Here is a 13,891-nt window from a genome sequence, read left to right as displayed (position 1 = left end):
GGCCAGTCACCACTCCAGTCGCAGGGACTTGATGCCGTACATGTTGCCGTGCTGCCACAGGTCCTGGCCGGGCGCGATCCGGTACTCGGGGATGCGCCGGTGCCACTCCTCGACCGCCACGTTGAGTTCGAGGCGGGCCAGGTGGGAGCCCAGGCAGCGGTGCGGGCCGGAGCCGAACGCGATGTGGTTCGTGGCCTTGCGGTGCAGGTCCACCTGGAGGGGGTCGTCGTACCGGTCGGGGTCGCGGTTGGTGACCGCGAGCGGGAGCATCACCATCTCCCCCGCCTTGACCGGGCATCCGCCGATCTCGACGTCCCTCCTCGCCTTGCGCGCCGGTACGACGAACGAGTAGACGCGGAGGATCTCCTCGACGCCGGTGGGGACCAGGGAGGGATCGGCGAGGATCTCCGCCCGCTGCTCGGGATGCGTGGCGAAGTGGTAGAGCGCCCAGCCGATGGAGATGGGGACCGTGTCGAAGCCGGCCTGGAACATCAGCACGCAGAAGGCGTGCATGTCCCGGTCGTCGATGGGGTCGCCGTCGATCGTCCAGGTCATGGCGTGGGAGAGCAGATCGTCGCGCGGTGTGCCGCGGCGCAGGGCGATCTGTTCCTCGAAGTAGGCCGACACCTCGCGCATGGCGGTCAGTTGGCGGGTGCCGTCGGGGTCCTCGCCGTGGGAGAGGTGCAGCAGCTCATGGGTCCACGCGAGGAAGGTCGGCAGGTCCTCCTCGGGCAGGCCCATCAGCCGCATGAAGATCAGGGTCGGGAACCGGCGTGCGAACGCGTCGAGCACGTCGGCGCCGTCGCGGCTCGTCAGGTCGTCGATCATCCGCCCCGCGACCTCGCGGACCTCGGGCTCCCGGGCGGCGACGCTGCTCGGTGAGAAGTAGCGGCCGAGCAGCCGCCGCCACACACTGTGCGTGGGCGGGTCCAGCATCTCAGGGATCCACAGGAACTTCGGATCGGGTTCCAGCGCGGTCACGGACTTGTTGGAGAACGTCCGCCAGTCCTGGAGCGCCTTCTGCACCTCGGAGCCGTCGGTGACGACCCAGTAGCCGCGGGCGATGGTGCTGCGGAAGCCGTCGTGGGCGCCGGCCATCTCGTCCCAGCGCCGCTGGTGGCTGAGGACCGGGCCGCCGAGCCGGTTGTCGAAGTGGTAGGCGGGCAGCCCTTCGTGGGTTCCGTCGGGTTCGAGCGTCGTACTCATCACGGCTCCTTACTCGTCAGTCCGTCAGGTCGCCGCGCCGTCGATCTTGAGCGCGATGAGCTCCTCGTCGCTCAGGCCGAGGGAGCGCAGGACCTCGTCGGTGTGTTCCGCGAACTGGGGCGCACGGGTGAGGCCGGCCGGGGTCTCGTCGAACTGGACCGGATTGGCGACGAGTTCACGGTCGACCCCGTCGGCATCCACCACGGACGCGATGAGACCGTTGGCGCGCAGGGCCGGGTCCTGGCCGACCTCCCAGGCGTTCTGGACGGACGCCCACTGGCCCTCGCCCCGGGAGAGGATCTCCACCCAGTGCGCGTAGGGACGGGAGGCGATGACCGCGGCGACGATCTCGGCGGCCTCGGCGGCGTTCGCCATCAGCTTCTCGGTGCGGCCGAAGCGCTCGTCGCCGGCCAGGTCCTCGCGGCCGACCAGGGTGCAGAACTCCGCCCAGTACCGGCCGGGTTGCAGCATGGACAGTTCGATCCAGCGGCCGTCCGAGGAGCGGTAGGCGCCGACGAGCGGGTTCGTGACCGAGCCGTACCGGGGTGGTGTGTGCACCGGAAGCGGCCCTTTGGCCATCAGCGCCATGTTGACGGTGAACTGCGTGGCCCAGGCGCCCACGCCGAGCAACGACACGTCCACGACGGACGGTTCACCGGTCACGGCCCGGGAGTAGAGCGCGGCGGCGATTCCCCCCGCTATCGTCATCCCGCCCACGTTGTCGCCGTAGGCCCCGGCCGGCATGCGGGTCATGCGCTCCGCGCCGGGCGGGGTGACCCCCGCGGCGCTGCCGCCGCGGGCCCAGAACGCCGTGCTGTCGTAGCCGCCCTTGCCGGCCTCCGCACCGCGCGGCCCGAAGCCGCTGCCCCGGACGTAGACGATGTCGGGGTTGACCGCCCGGACGTCCTCCACATCGATCCGCAGCCTGGCCCGCGCCTCGGGCAGGAAGTTGGTGAGGAAGACGTCGCTGCCCCGGATCAGTTCCTCCAGGACCGGGCGGGCGGACGGCTTCTCCAGAGCGAGGCCGACGCTGCGTTTGCCCCGGTTGGGGCCCTCGACGATCGGGGCGAACGACGATCCCCCGCTGACGGCGTCGTAGCCGAGCACGCGGACCAGCCCGCGCTGGGCGTCACCGCGTTCCGCATGCTCGATCTTGATCACGTCCGCGCCCCAGTCGGCGAGCACGGCACCGGCCGCCGGGACGAAGGTGAACTGGGCGACCTCAAGGACGCGAACGCCCTCCATCGGCCTCTGCATCGGACCAACTCCTCTGCGGCTCATCACCTATTGCGCATACCCAATAGGCCGAGTCTGCCCTTGAGTATGGACCGAGAGCAACAATAAGTATACTGTTTTTCTCATGCTGGATTTCACGATCGAGCCTGACTTCCAGGCCAAGCTGGACTGGGCGGCTGCCTTCGTACGCGACGAGGTCGAGCCGCTCGACCTCCTCTTCCCGCACGGCGGCGACCCGTACGACACCCGCAACGAGAAGTCGCGCGCGATCCTCGGACCGTTGCAGCGCCAGGTACGGGAGCAGGGACTGTGGGCCTGCCATCTCGGCCCCGAACTGGACGGACCCGGCTACGGCCAGGTGAAGCTCGCCCTCCTCAACGAGATCCTCGGCCGCTCCTACTGGGCCCCGACGGTGTTCGGCACCGCCGCCCCCGACACCGGTAACGCCGAGATCCTCGCCATGTTCGGCACCGCGGAGCAGAAGGCCCGCTATCTCCAGCCGCTGCTGGACGGGCAGATCGTCTCCACGTTCTCGATGACCGAGCCGCAGGCGGGCGCCGACCCCAAGGAGTTCGAGTGCCGCGCCTGGCGGGACGGGGACGAGTGGGTCGTCGACGGTGAGAAGTGGTTCTCCTCCAACGCCCGCTACGCGGCTTTCCTGATCGTCATGGCGGTCACCGATCCGGACGCCCCGCCGCACCGGCGCATGTCGATGTTCATCGTCCCGGCCGAGACTCCCGGCATCGAGATCAAACGGAACGTCGGCACGATGGACGAACGCGAGGGCCTGGACGAGGGCATCCACGCCTACATCCGTTACCACCAGGTCCGGGTGCCGCTCGATGCCCTGCTCGGCGGCCCGGGCGAGGGCTTCGCGGTCGCCCAGGCCCGCCTCGGCGGCGGCCGGGTGCACCACGCCATGCGCACGGTGGGCAAGTGCACCCGGGCCTTCGACATGATGTGCGAGCGGGCACTGTCCCGCCGGACCCAGGGCACGCTGCTGGCCGAGAAGCAGGCGGTGCAGCAGTTCATCGCGGACTCCTGGGTGGAACTCCAGCAGTTCCGGCTGCTCGTCCTCCACACGGCCTGGCTCATCGACACCCAGCCGCACGGCGCCGCGCGCACCCAGATCGCCATGTGCAAGGTCCAGACGGCCAAGGTGCTGCACGACATCATCCAGCGGGCGGTCCATCTGCACGGCTCGCTCGGCACCACCGGCGAACTCCCCCTCGCCAAATGGTGGATGGCCGCCCCGAACCTCGCCCTCGCCGACGGCCCGACCGAGGTGCACCGCACCACCATCGCCAGGCAACTGCTCAAGAACTACCGTCCGGCACAAGGCCTGTTCCCCACCGAGCACCTCCCGCCCAAGCGGGAAGCCGCGCGCAAACGCTACGCGCACATCATCGACGACCACGGCCTCACGGGCCGGGTGGAGGCGTGAAACCCCCCGCCGAGCTGTTCGACCTCTCCGGCAAGGTCGCCCTGGTCACCGGCGGGAGCCGCGGGCTGGGGCGGGAGATGGTCCTCGCCTTCGCCGCCGCCGGTGCCGACGTGGTGATCGCCAGCCGCAAGGCCGACGCCTGCGAGAAGGTCGCCGAGGAGGTCCACGCCCTCGGCCGCCGCGCCCTCCCGGTCGCCGCCCACGTCGGCCACTGGGCCGACCTGGCCCGGCTCACCGACACCGCGTACGACGCCTACGGCAAGGTCGACGTGCTGGTCAACAACGCCGGTATGTCACCGCTCGCGCCCTCCTCGGCCGAGACGAGCGAGGAACTGTTCGACAAAATCATCGGGGTCAACTTCAAAGGCCCGTTCCGGCTCGCCTCCCTGATCGGGCAGCGGATGTCCGAGGGCGCCGGCGGCTCGATCATCAACGTCTCCTCCTCCGGAGCGCTGTTCCCCCAGCCGCGGTTCGGGCCCTACGCCGGCGCCAAGGCCGCGCTCAACGCCCTCACCACCGTCTTCGCCCTGGAGTACGGCCCGAAGGTGCGCGTCAACACCCTCTCGGCCGGCCCGTTCCTCACCGACATCTCCAAGGCCTGGTCACAGGAGAAGCGCCGGACCACACGCAGCGCGGCCGGCCGCCCGGGCCGCCCCGAGGAGATCATCACCACCGCCCTGTACCTGGCGAGCGACGCCTCCAGCTACACCACCGGCTCACTGATCCGGGTGGACGGCGGGCTGTACTGAGCGGACTGGGCGAAGTCGACTGCGGTTCGGCAACGCCCTCAAGGGGCGCGGGGAACTGCGCGACCAGCCACAACGGCGCAGCCGAACGACGGCATCACGCGGCACTTCCAGCGGAGCGCCTAGCCGCTACGGCCCAGGAGTTCCGTCGCCTCCGCCAGCAACACCGGCAGCGCGGGCAGCATCCGCCGGTGCATGTCCTTCAGCTCCCCCGCCTTGCGGGCGCGTTTGATCAGCAGGGCGGTCGCGGCGGACTCCTTGTACTTGGTCAGTGCCTCGAACCACGCCAGGTCACGCAGGGGCTCGCCCCTGATCTCCTGGTAGGCGTCGACCAGTTCGGCCTTGCCCGGCATCCCGGTCGGCTCGTCGGACGGCGAAGCCGGGTGCCGGGCCTCGTCGGTGAAGAAGGTCAGCCAGGTCAGATCGACACGGGGGTCGCCCAGCGCCCAGATCTCCCAGTCGATGATCGAGGTGACCGAGTCACCCGCGCAGAGGGTGTTGCCGAGCCGGTAGTCGCCGTGGGTGAACACCGGCATCATCGCCGCGGGCATCGTGGCGTGCAGCCGGTCCGCGACCGCCAGGTAGCCGGTGCGCAGGTCGTCGGGGACGGTGGTAAAGGCCCGGGTCCAGCGGTCGATCTCGGCACCGAGCGTCACAACGGGCTCCACCGCCAGGGGCGTTCGCTTCGGGTCCGCGCGGTGCAGCCGGGCGAGCATGCGGGCGGCGTCGAGGGCGCGGGCCCGCACCTGCCCCGCGGGCACGGTCCCCCGGGGCACGAGCACCGGCTCCACGCAGTCGCCGGCCACCAGCTCCATCGCGACGAAGGGCTGCTGGGCCGTGGGCGCGCCCTTGTCGGTGAACAGCACCTTCGGCACCCGTACCCCCGCCACCCCGGCCAGCACCTGCATCAGCCGCGCCTGCCGCAGCACGTCCCGGTTGCGGACCGGTTCCAGGCCGGGCGGGGCCACCTTCAGCACGACACGCTCGTACGGTACCGGAGCGCCCGCCAGCCGAGCGACGTAGGTGAGGCTGGACGTACCGCCGGCGAGCGGTTCGACCGACTCCACCGCGGTGTCGGGGGCCCAGCCGCGCAGCGCGACGGCCGTGCGCCACGTCAACTCCGCGATCAGACCTGCGCTGTTGTATGTGACGGTCATGTTCTCATCCCTGTCGGCCGACGGCCTGGCGGCGTGCGGCGGTCAGCGCCTCGACGATGTCGCGGCGGACGAGTTTGCCGGTCGGTGTGCGCGGCAGTTCGGGCCAGTGGCTGATGCGATCGGGCGTCTTCGAGCCGCGCAGGGTGCCGCGCACCCGCGCGCGCAGGGTGTCGGGATCGACCGTCACGCCGTCACGCAGCACGACCACCGCCTCGATCCGCTGACCCCACTCCTCGTCCGGGACGCCCACCACGACCGCGTCGAGCACGTCCGGATGGCCGAGCAGCACGTCCTCGATCTCCGCCGGAGCGATGTTCTCGGCGCCGCGGATGATGGTGTCGTCGGCTCGGCCCTCGATGTGGAGGTAGCCGTCGACGTCGAGGTGTCCCTGGTCGCGGGTGTGGAAGAAGCCCCGCTCGTCGACCGCGGCGCCCAGCCCGGTGTACTCCCCCGACACCTGCTCGCCGCGCACCCAGATCTGGCCGCTCTCGCCGGGACCGGCCAGCGCGCCGGCCGGGTCGCGTATCTCCAGTTCGACACCCGGCACCGGCCGACCCGCCGATCCCAGCCGCGCCCGCACCACGGGCTCGTCGCCGGCGACGGCCGCCCGGTGCTCCTGCGGCCCGAGCACCGTGATCGTGGACGAGGTCTCGGTGAGCCCGTAGGCGTTCACGAAGTCCACCCGCGGCCACTCGCGCAGCGCCGTCTCGATGATCCGCACCGGCATCCGGGCCCCGCCGTAGGCGAGCGTGCGCAGGGAGGGCACCGAGCGGTCCAGGCCGTCGGTGTCCATGACGCGGGCGAGCATCGTCGGCACCACCATCGCGTGGGTGATCCTCTGCTCCCGGACGAGACCGAGCCAGCCCTCCGGTGTGAACTGCTCCAGCGTCAGGGCCCGGCGCCCCGCGTACAGGTTCGTCAGCACATTCGACACGGCCGCGATGTGGTACGGCGGCACGCTCACCAGGGTTGCCTCGTCAGGGGCGGCAGCGGCGAACTCCACGGTGCCGAGCACGTACGACACCAGGTTCTGGTGGCGCAGGACCACGCCCTTCGGTGCGGACGTGGTGCCGCTGGTGTAGATGAGGACGGCTGGCGCGTCGGACGGCACCGGATCGGCGCCGGGTGGCTGTTCGCCGGCTCGTGCCAGCCATTCGGCCGGGGTGAGGGACGGCAGTCCGGTGCGGCGCAGCGCCTCGCCGTGCTCCGGGTCGGCGATGCCCAGTGCGCGGGGGTGGTTCGCCAGCAGCGCGTCGAGCTGGGCCGCGCCGAGACGGTAGTTGACCGGGACCAGCGGTACTCCGGCGCGGGCCGCCGCGAACAACGCGACCGGGAAGGCCGGGCCGTTCACCGCGAGGTACACGAGGGCGTCGGCACCGGATGTGTGCACCAAGTGCGCCCCACCGATGGCCAGTTCGCGCAGCCGCCCGGCGGTCAGTCCGTCGTCGGTGCGTCCGATGACGACGCGGTCGCCGAATCCCTCGGCGGCCATGTCCAGCAGCATCCCTGTGTTCACGGACCGCCCGCCCCCTCAGTCCGACGCCGGCAGTGGCTTGGCGCTCTTCATGGGCAGCGGTGCGCCGTTGACGGCGAGGGTGCCCTGCCCGGGTTTGGTGCACAGCAGTTCAAGGCCGAGGCCCTCGTCGGCGTATCGCTTGCCGAGCAGCGCACCGCCCATCAGCTGGGGGTCGGGTGTACCGGTGGCACCGCCGTCCGGACCGGCCCCCTCCGTCATGGCGGCCCCGCCGCACGTGATCTCCAGGTCCTCGTCCGGGCACCGCACGACGATCACCGCCGTGGTGTCGACCGTACTGGCGAGCATCTGCCCCACGCGTGGCCTCATCGCAGTCCTCCGCGGCTCTCGTGGTACCGCGTCAGCGATACCGAGTAACCCGAGAAGAGTATACTGCTTTCTTCGATCGCGTCGAGAACGGAGATGCCGGATGGAACTCGAGACCGTGCTGTACGACGTGACCGACCACGTCGCGACGATCACCCTCGACCGCCCCGAGGTCATGAACGGCTTCAACCAGCGGATGCTGGAGGAGTTCTCCGCTCTCTGGCACACCGTCAAGTCCGACGACGACGTGCGCGTCGTCGTGCTGCGCGGCGCCGGCGAACGGGCCTTCAGCACGGGTATGGACGTCAAGGAGGGCATCGACCGCCACCCCAACGTCTGGTCGCGGAGCGATCCCGGGGAGTTCCTGTCCCCGAAGCTCAACCAGGTGTGGAAACCCCTGGTGTGCGCGGTGCACGGGATGGCCGCCGGCGGCGCCTTCTACTGGCTCAACGAGGCCGACATCATGATCTGTTCGCAGGAGGCCACGTTCTTCGACCCCCATGTCAGCTACGGACTCACCGCGGCCCTGGAGCCGATCGGCCTGGCCCGGCGCATCCCGCTGGGCGAGGCGCTGCGCATCGCCCTGCTGGGCCTCGACGAGCGCGTGTCCGCGGCGCGCGCCCTCCAGATCGGCCTGGTCAGCGAGGTGTTGCCCCGCGAACGACTGTGGGGCCGGGCCGACGAGATCGCGCGGATCATCGCCGCGAAGCCGCCCGCCGCGATCCAGGGCACGGTCCGCGCGATCTGGGAGTCCCTCGACGCGACCCGCACCCAGGCGCTGCGCACCGGACTGTCGTACACCGAGATCGGCAACCCGATCGGGAAGGCGGAGATCGACCGCTCCACCGTGCCCCGGGGGCAGTGGAAACTGCGCTGACACTTCCCTCCCCTCCCGTAAAACAGTGTACTGTTTTACGGGATTGGCTCGGGTATCGACTCAGGTGATCGACTCAGGTATCGGGAGGCTCTGATGCGCTTCGGCATGCCCTGGCCGGGCCGGGACGTAGGCCGGGAGGCCGAGCGGGCGGGGGTCGGCGCCTTCTGCGCCGGGGAGTTCGCCGACCACGACGCCTATCTCACGGTGGCCGAGATCGTGGCGAACACCGAACACGCTCTCGCGGGACCCGCCATCGCCTACGCCTTCGCCCGCACCCCCTACGCGCACGCCACCGCCCTGCGCCAGCTGCACGCCCAGGCACCGGGCCGACTCTTCCTCGGCCTCGGCAGCGCCGCGTTCCGCGTCAACCGGGACTGGCTCGGTGTGCCCCCCGAACGTCCCGTGGGCCGGATCGCCGAGACCGTGGGCGCCGTGCGCGCCTGGCTCCGCGCGGAGAACGGCGAACGGGTGCGCTATTCCGGCGAGTTCTACGACATTGACGCCGACGTCCGCGCTCCGGTGCTGGGCCGGCTCGACATCCCCGTCCTGCTGGCCGCCTTCAACACCGGCATGGCCACCGCCGCGGGCCGCACCGCGGACGGCGTGATCGGCCACGGGCTGTTCACGGGCTCCTGGTGGAACGACGTCGTACGGCCCTCCGTCGAGCGCGGCGGCCACGACCGTGGGTCACACCTCCTCGAACACGGCTGGGTCATCACGGCGGTCGACGACGCGGCTCCCGAACGTGCGATCGTCGACGCGCGGCGGATGATCGCCTTCTATCTCACGGTCAGGACGTACGACCCCTTTGTGGCCCACCACGGCTGGGAGCAGCCCGTCGCACGACTGCGGGCGGCGTTCCGCGCGGGCGACACCGACGCGATGGCGCGGGCGGTGACCGACGAGATGCTCACCAAGATCGCCGTGTGCGGGACCACCGCCGACGCCAAGGACGCCCTCGCCCGCCGCGCGGGGTCCCTGCCCCGTGACGTCGGCTACTTCGCGCCCCCCAGCTTCCTGGTGAGCGCCCGGCGCCGGGCGGCCTACGCCCTGTCCAGCCTCGCACTGCTCGACTCCGTGCCCGGTCAGGAATGAGGTACCGGCCCCGGAGCTTCCGGGGCCGGTCTCGGGTTCAGGCGTCCTGCGGAAGGGGCGCCAGTTTCCTGCTTTTGTCGAAGTGCACCACGTCGGCGAGCGTGCCGCCCAGGATGGCGGCCCGGTCCTCGTCGGGGACGCCGTCGAAGTTCTCGGCGATGCACTCGGCGCTGCTGCGGAAGGTGCCCTCCGCGTGCGGGTAGTCATTGCCCCACATCACCGTCGACAGTCCGGTGATGTGACGGGCCTTGACGGCGGTCGGGTCGTCCGCGAACTGCACATGGATCTGGCGGCGGACGTACTCGGTGGGCTTGAGCGGGTAGGGCCACTGGTCGTTGATGGCGAACAGCCGTCCCATGGAGGGCTGTTCGCCCGGCCCACGGCTGTCGTCCCAGAAGCCGAGCCACCAGTCGGGGTCCTGGCCGGTGCCCGTCTTCCAGGCCTTGTCCATGTAGCCCATGAAGGAGACGAGCCAGCCGGCGGTGTACTCGATCAGGTTGAAGTGCAGGTCCGGGAAGCGTTCGCAGACCCCGCCGCCGACGAGGCTGGCGATGATGCCCTGCGGACCGGCCACCGCCGAGCCGACCGCGCTGCCCATCGTCCGGCCGGCCACCATGTCGTCGGTGAGGTTGCCCTTGCCCATGTTCATGGCCGTCATCAGGCCCCGGACGGTCTGCGCCGTCCCGGACACCTGCTCCTTGACCTTGACCCCGCCGGTCGCCACATGAATGAACACGGGCAGCCCGTGCGCCTGGGCCGCGGCCCACACCGGGTCGTACTCCCGGGCGTAGTACGGCAGGGGCGGGATCTCCGGCAGCAGGATCGCGCCGAGGCCCATCCGCGCGCAGCGCTCGATCTCGGCCACGGCCTCGGGAACGTCCGTGAGCGGGATCGCAGCGGTGGGGCGCAGCCGGTCCTTGTAGGGCAGATAGCGCTCGACGAGGTAGTCGTTCCACACGCGGGCGTGTGCCATGGACAACTCGTGGTCGTCGGTGAACAGCACGAACAGCGAGAGGTTGGGGAACATGACCGACGCGTCGACACCGTCGAGGTTCATGTCCCGGATGATGTGGTCCGGATCGCCGTCCGGGGTCTCCCCGCCCAGCTGGCGGTACTTGGAGATGGTCCAGCCGTCGAACCCGATGGTGTGCAGCTTCTTGAACTCGGTGTGGCCGCCCGGAACGATCGGCTCATCGAGCGTGAACTCCTCTTCCCACAAGGCCCGTTCGCGTAGCTGCTTGGGCAGTCGGGACTTGAACAGATCGACCGGCTCGATGATGTGCGAATCGCCGGACACGACAAATTCCTTGAACACAGGCGGTACCTCTTTCGAACCTCGTCGTTCGTGACAGAACCCACCCGGGGATGAGGCCGAAGTTAGCTGTACCGATCGGTCCAGTCAATCATTCGGCATACGGATTGAGGCTGAGAAGCATCACACCTTCCCCATCCGAGGTAATTACGTACACTCAATCATCGGGGGCCCGCAGGCGATCAGGAGACGGCACATGGCAACGGCGTACTCGTTCGCATCGCAGCTCTACATAGACGGACGCCGCACCGACGGCCGGTCCGACACCCCGATCCTCGTCCGCAACCCGGCCACGGAGGAGACGGTCGCCGAGGTGCCGGGCTCCTCGCCCGCGGACGTACGGGAAGCCGTGGAGGCCGCCCGGCGCGCCTTCGACGAGGGGCCCTGGCCGCGGATGACGCCCGCCGAACGAGCCGCCGTCCTGCTGCGCATGGCCGAGGAGATGGAGCGCAGGCTGCCCGAACTCGTGGCGGTCAACATGGCCGAGGCCGGCTCGGTCCGTGTGCTCGCCGAGACCCTGCAGACACGGGTCCCGGTGGCGCATCTGCGCGACATGGCCCAGCGGGTCATGCCGGCCTTCTCCTGGGAACGTCCGATGGACCCGACGGTCGCCCCGGGCATCGGCATCTCCCAAGGAGTGCTGCGTCGCGAGGCGTTCGGCGTGTGCGCGTTGGTATCCGCCTACAACTTCCCCTTCTTCCTCAGCATGATGAAGGTCATCCCGGCCCTCGCAGCGGGCTGCACCGCCGTGCTGAAACCGGCCCCCGCCACTCCCCTGGAGTCGCTGCTGATCGGCGACTTCGCCGACGCCGCCGGACTGCCGCCCGGCGTACTCAACATCGTCACCGGCGATGCCGAAGCGGGGCGCGAGCTGACCACCCATCCCATGGTCGACCTGGTGAGCTTCACCGGGTCGGACAGCGTGGGGCGGCTGGTCTACGCCCAGGCGGCGGCCTCTCTGAAGAAGGTCGTCCTGGAGCTCGGCGGCAAGTCCGCCACCATCGTCCGCGCCGACGGCGATCTCGACGGCGCCGTGCGGTCTGCGTTCGTGGGCATCACCACCCATGCGGGCCAGGGCTGCTCGCTGCTGACCCGCTCGCTCGTCCACGAGTCCGTCCACGACGAGTACGTCGCCCGGCTGAGCGCGGCACTCGCCGAGGTCAGGACCGGCGACCCGGCCGACCCCTCCACCACCATGGGCCCGCTGATCAGCGCGGCACAGCGGGACAAGGTGGAGAAGCTGATCCGGATCGGCGAGGAGGAGGGGGCGCGCCTCGTGCGGGGCGGGAAACGCCCGGCAGGCCTCGACCGGGGCTACTTCGTCGAACCCACCCTCTTCACCGCTGTCGACAACCACATGACCATCGCCCGTGAGGAGTTCTTCGGACCGGTCGGAGTCGTCATCCCCTTCCGTACGGACGACGAGGCGGTACAGATCGCCAACGACAGCCCGTACGGTCTCGCCGGCGGCGTCTGGAGCGCCGACACCGTGGCCGCGTACGACATGGCGTCCCGCATCCGGGCCGGTGGCGTCACGATCAACGGCGGGAGCGCCGGCGTGAATCCGCGGGCCTCGTTCGGGGGGTACAAGCAGAGCGGACTGGGTCGGGAATGGGGAGAGTTCGGGCTGGACGAGTACCTGCAGACCAAGACGGTCAGCTGGGCCGCGCGGTGAGCGGCGTGGCGGGCGGTACGCGTCTCGACGTGCCGCCCGCCACGGTCACACGGTCAGGACCATGGCCGAGCCCATGCCGCCTCCCGCGCACATGGCCGCCACCGCGGTCCCGCCGCCCCGGCGGCGCAGCTCGTGGGCGAGAGTGACGATCATGCGGGTGCCGGTGGCAGCGATCGGGTGGCCGAGGCTGCACCCGCTGCCGAACGGGTTGACCCGCTCCGGGTCGAGACCCAGCTCACGGGTGGTCGCCACGGCCACCGCGGCGAAGGCCTCGTTGACTTCGAACAGGTCGACGTCGTCGACGCCGAGTCCGGCGCGGCCAAGGGCCTTGCGGATCGCGGCGACGGGCGCGAGCCCGGTCTCGACGGGGTCGACGCCCACGCTCGCCCAGGCCCGTAGCGTCGCCAGGGGCGCGAGGCCGTGCGCGGCGGCCAGGTCCGAACCGGCGACGACGACGGCCGCCGCACCGTCGTTGACACCGCTGGAGTTGCCCGCGGTGATGGAGAACCCCTCGATCTCGGGGTGCAGCACCTTCAGCGCGGCGAGCTTCTCCGCGCTGGTGTCCCGCCGCGGATGCTCGTCGGTGTCGAAGACCGAGCCGGCCCCGGCGCGGCCGGTGACCTCGACCGGCACGATCTCCTCGGTGAACCGGCCTTCGTCGACGGCCCGTAGGGCTCGCTCGTGGGAACGCAGCGCCCAGGCGTCCATCTCCGCGCGGGTGAGCCCGGCCAGCCGGGCCGTGTTCCAGCCGACGAGGACACCCATGTCGTCGTTGGGCGCCTCGGACGTCGGGACATGGGTCGGCGCCATCCAGGGGTCCTGCCAGTCGGCGGTTCCCGGGATGCGTCGCCGGGCCAGGGGCGCCGTGGAGGACGAGTGGGTCCCGCCCGCCACGACCGCCCGGTCCATGCCGGCCCGTACGCTCGCGGCGGCGGTCGCCACGCTCGCGAGGCCGGAGGCGCAGTGACGGTTGTGCGCGAGGCCGGGAACATGCGTCAGTCCCGCCTGGAGCGCTGCGTAGCGGGCGATGTCACCACCTCCCGCGAGGGATTCGCCGAGGACGACGTCGTCGATCACCTCGGGGTTCAGCCCGCTGCGCCGCACGGCCTCACGGACGACGACGGTGGCGAGGGTGAAGGCGTCGGTGTCCCGCAGCGCCCCTCGGCGGGCGGTTCCGATCGCGGTGCGGCACGCGGAGAGCAGAACGGCATCCATGAATTCAGAGTACTTAAATGTCGCGTTGATCGACAGCAAGCCTGCGAGATTGCACGATCTCTCGACCCATCCAATAAAAGAGGATACC

The 13,891-nt window shown here is 70.4% G+C and carries 12 protein-coding genes; 5 read left to right on the top strand and 7 right to left on the bottom strand.

Annotation, left to right across the window (positions count from 1 at the left end; translation table 11 throughout):
* Nucleotides 1–6 precede the first annotated feature (6 nt).
* Entirely contained in the window at nt 7–1,206 is a 1,200-nt protein-coding gene (locus ACIHIX_RS44265; RefSeq protein WP_399966287.1) for a cytochrome P450, read from the bottom strand.
* A gap of 24 nt (nt 1,207–1,230) precedes the next feature.
* Nucleotides 1,231–2,463, bottom strand: coding sequence for a CaiB/BaiF CoA transferase family protein (locus ACIHIX_RS44260; protein ID WP_399966286.1), 1,233 nt, complete (start codon nt 2,461–2,463; stop codon nt 1,231–1,233).
* A gap of 103 nt (nt 2,464–2,566) precedes the next feature.
* Between ACIHIX_RS44260 and ACIHIX_RS44255 the strand changes: the two genes are divergently transcribed.
* Together ACIHIX_RS44255 and ACIHIX_RS44250 are read left to right on the top strand one after the other, a co-directional pair.
* Nucleotides 2,567–3,886 carry an acyl-CoA dehydrogenase family protein gene (locus ACIHIX_RS44255; RefSeq protein ID WP_399966285.1) on the top strand — a complete coding sequence of 440 codons (1,320 nt, stop codon included), beginning with the start codon at nt 2,567–2,569 and terminating at the stop codon, nt 3,884–3,886.
* A complete protein-coding gene (locus tag ACIHIX_RS44250) occupies nt 3,883–4,635 on the top strand; it encodes an SDR family NAD(P)-dependent oxidoreductase (protein ID WP_399966284.1) in 753 nt (250 codons plus the stop codon). The genes ACIHIX_RS44255 and ACIHIX_RS44250 overlap by 4 nt, the downstream gene beginning before the upstream one ends.
* 119 nt (nt 4,636–4,754) lie before the next feature.
* On the opposite strand, the gene ACIHIX_RS44245 is transcribed toward ACIHIX_RS44250, so the two are convergent.
* The 3 genes from ACIHIX_RS44245 to ACIHIX_RS44235 are packed head-to-tail and all read right to left on the bottom strand — an operon-like array spanning nt 4,755 to nt 7,632.
* Nucleotides 4,755–5,789, bottom strand: coding sequence for a phosphotransferase family protein (locus ACIHIX_RS44245; protein ID WP_399966283.1), 1,035 nt, complete (start codon nt 5,787–5,789; stop codon nt 4,755–4,757).
* 4 nt (nt 5,790–5,793) lie between these two features.
* The gene (locus ACIHIX_RS44240; protein ID WP_399966282.1) at nt 5,794–7,305 is read right to left on the bottom strand and encodes a class I adenylate-forming enzyme family protein; all 1,512 of its coding nucleotides are present in this window, start codon (nt 7,303–7,305) and stop codon (nt 5,794–5,796) included.
* Between the two features lie 15 nt (nt 7,306–7,320).
* Entirely contained in the window at nt 7,321–7,632 is a 312-nt protein-coding gene (locus tag ACIHIX_RS44235; RefSeq protein ID WP_399966280.1) for a hypothetical protein, read from the bottom strand.
* Nucleotides 7,633–7,732: 100 nt separating this feature from the next.
* On the opposite strand from ACIHIX_RS44235, the gene ACIHIX_RS44230 reads away from it, so the two are divergent.
* Nucleotides 7,733–8,506, top strand: coding sequence for an enoyl-CoA hydratase/isomerase family protein (locus ACIHIX_RS44230; RefSeq protein ID WP_399966279.1), 774 nt, complete (start codon nt 7,733–7,735; stop codon nt 8,504–8,506).
* Between the two features lie 93 nt (nt 8,507–8,599).
* Nucleotides 8,600–9,601 carry an LLM class flavin-dependent oxidoreductase gene (locus ACIHIX_RS44225; protein ID WP_399966277.1) on the top strand — a complete coding sequence of 334 codons (1,002 nt, stop codon included), beginning with the start codon at nt 8,600–8,602 and terminating at the stop codon, nt 9,599–9,601.
* Nucleotides 9,602–9,638: 37 nt separating this feature from the next.
* Here ACIHIX_RS44225 and ACIHIX_RS44220 read toward each other — a convergent pair whose 3' ends face one another.
* On the bottom strand, nt 9,639–10,898 hold the full coding sequence (locus ACIHIX_RS44220; RefSeq protein WP_399966276.1) for an amidohydrolase family protein: 1,260 nt from the start codon (nt 10,896–10,898) through the stop codon (nt 9,639–9,641).
* Nucleotides 10,899–11,109: 211 nt separating this feature from the next.
* Between ACIHIX_RS44220 and ACIHIX_RS44215 the strand changes: the two genes are divergently transcribed.
* Nucleotides 11,110–12,588: an aldehyde dehydrogenase family protein gene (locus ACIHIX_RS44215; protein ID WP_399966275.1), complete on the top strand. Its 1,479-nt coding sequence runs from the start codon at nt 11,110–11,112 to the stop codon at nt 12,586–12,588.
* A gap of 45 nt (nt 12,589–12,633) precedes the next feature.
* On the opposite strand, the gene ACIHIX_RS44210 is transcribed toward ACIHIX_RS44215, so the two are convergent.
* Nucleotides 12,634–13,803 carry a thiolase family protein gene (locus ACIHIX_RS44210; RefSeq protein WP_399966274.1) on the bottom strand — a complete coding sequence of 390 codons (1,170 nt, stop codon included), beginning with the start codon at nt 13,801–13,803 and terminating at the stop codon, nt 12,634–12,636.
* Between the last annotated feature and the right edge of the window lie 88 nt (nt 13,804–13,891).

The organism is Streptomyces sp. NPDC051913, from assembly GCF_044593635.1.
Lineage (GTDB): Bacteria > Actinomycetota > Actinomycetes > Streptomycetales > Streptomycetaceae > Streptomyces.
The sequence above is the reverse complement of the archived record's forward strand: the minus strand, read 5'-3'. Positions and strand labels throughout refer to the sequence as shown.

What these genes read in the sequence shown, in the direction of transcription:
- ACIHIX_RS44265 (WP_399966287.1), bottom strand. Translation starts at nt 1,206, where the DNA reads ATGAGTACGACGCTCGAACCCGACGGAACCCACGAAGGGCTGCCCGCC.
- ACIHIX_RS44260 (WP_399966286.1), bottom strand. Translation starts at nt 2,463, where the DNA reads ATGCAGAGGCCGATGGAGGGCGTTCGCGTCCTTGAGGTCGCCCAGTTC.
- ACIHIX_RS44255 (WP_399966285.1), top strand. Translation starts at nt 2,567, where the DNA reads ATGCTGGATTTCACGATCGAGCCTGACTTCCAGGCCAAGCTGGACTGG.
- ACIHIX_RS44245 (WP_399966283.1), bottom strand. Translation starts at nt 5,789, where the DNA reads ATGACCGTCACATACAACAGCGCAGGTCTGATCGCGGAGTTGACGTGG.
- ACIHIX_RS44235 (WP_399966280.1), bottom strand. Translation starts at nt 7,632, where the DNA reads ATGAGGCCACGCGTGGGGCAGATGCTCGCCAGTACGGTCGACACCACG.
- ACIHIX_RS44230 (WP_399966279.1), top strand. Translation starts at nt 7,733, where the DNA reads ATGGAACTCGAGACCGTGCTGTACGACGTGACCGACCACGTCGCGACG.
- ACIHIX_RS44225 (WP_399966277.1), top strand. Translation starts at nt 8,600, where the DNA reads ATGCGCTTCGGCATGCCCTGGCCGGGCCGGGACGTAGGCCGGGAGGCC.
- ACIHIX_RS44215 (WP_399966275.1), top strand. Translation starts at nt 11,110, where the DNA reads ATGGCAACGGCGTACTCGTTCGCATCGCAGCTCTACATAGACGGACGC.
- ACIHIX_RS44210 (WP_399966274.1), bottom strand. Translation starts at nt 13,803, where the DNA reads ATGGATGCCGTTCTGCTCTCCGCGTGCCGCACCGCGATCGGAACCGCC.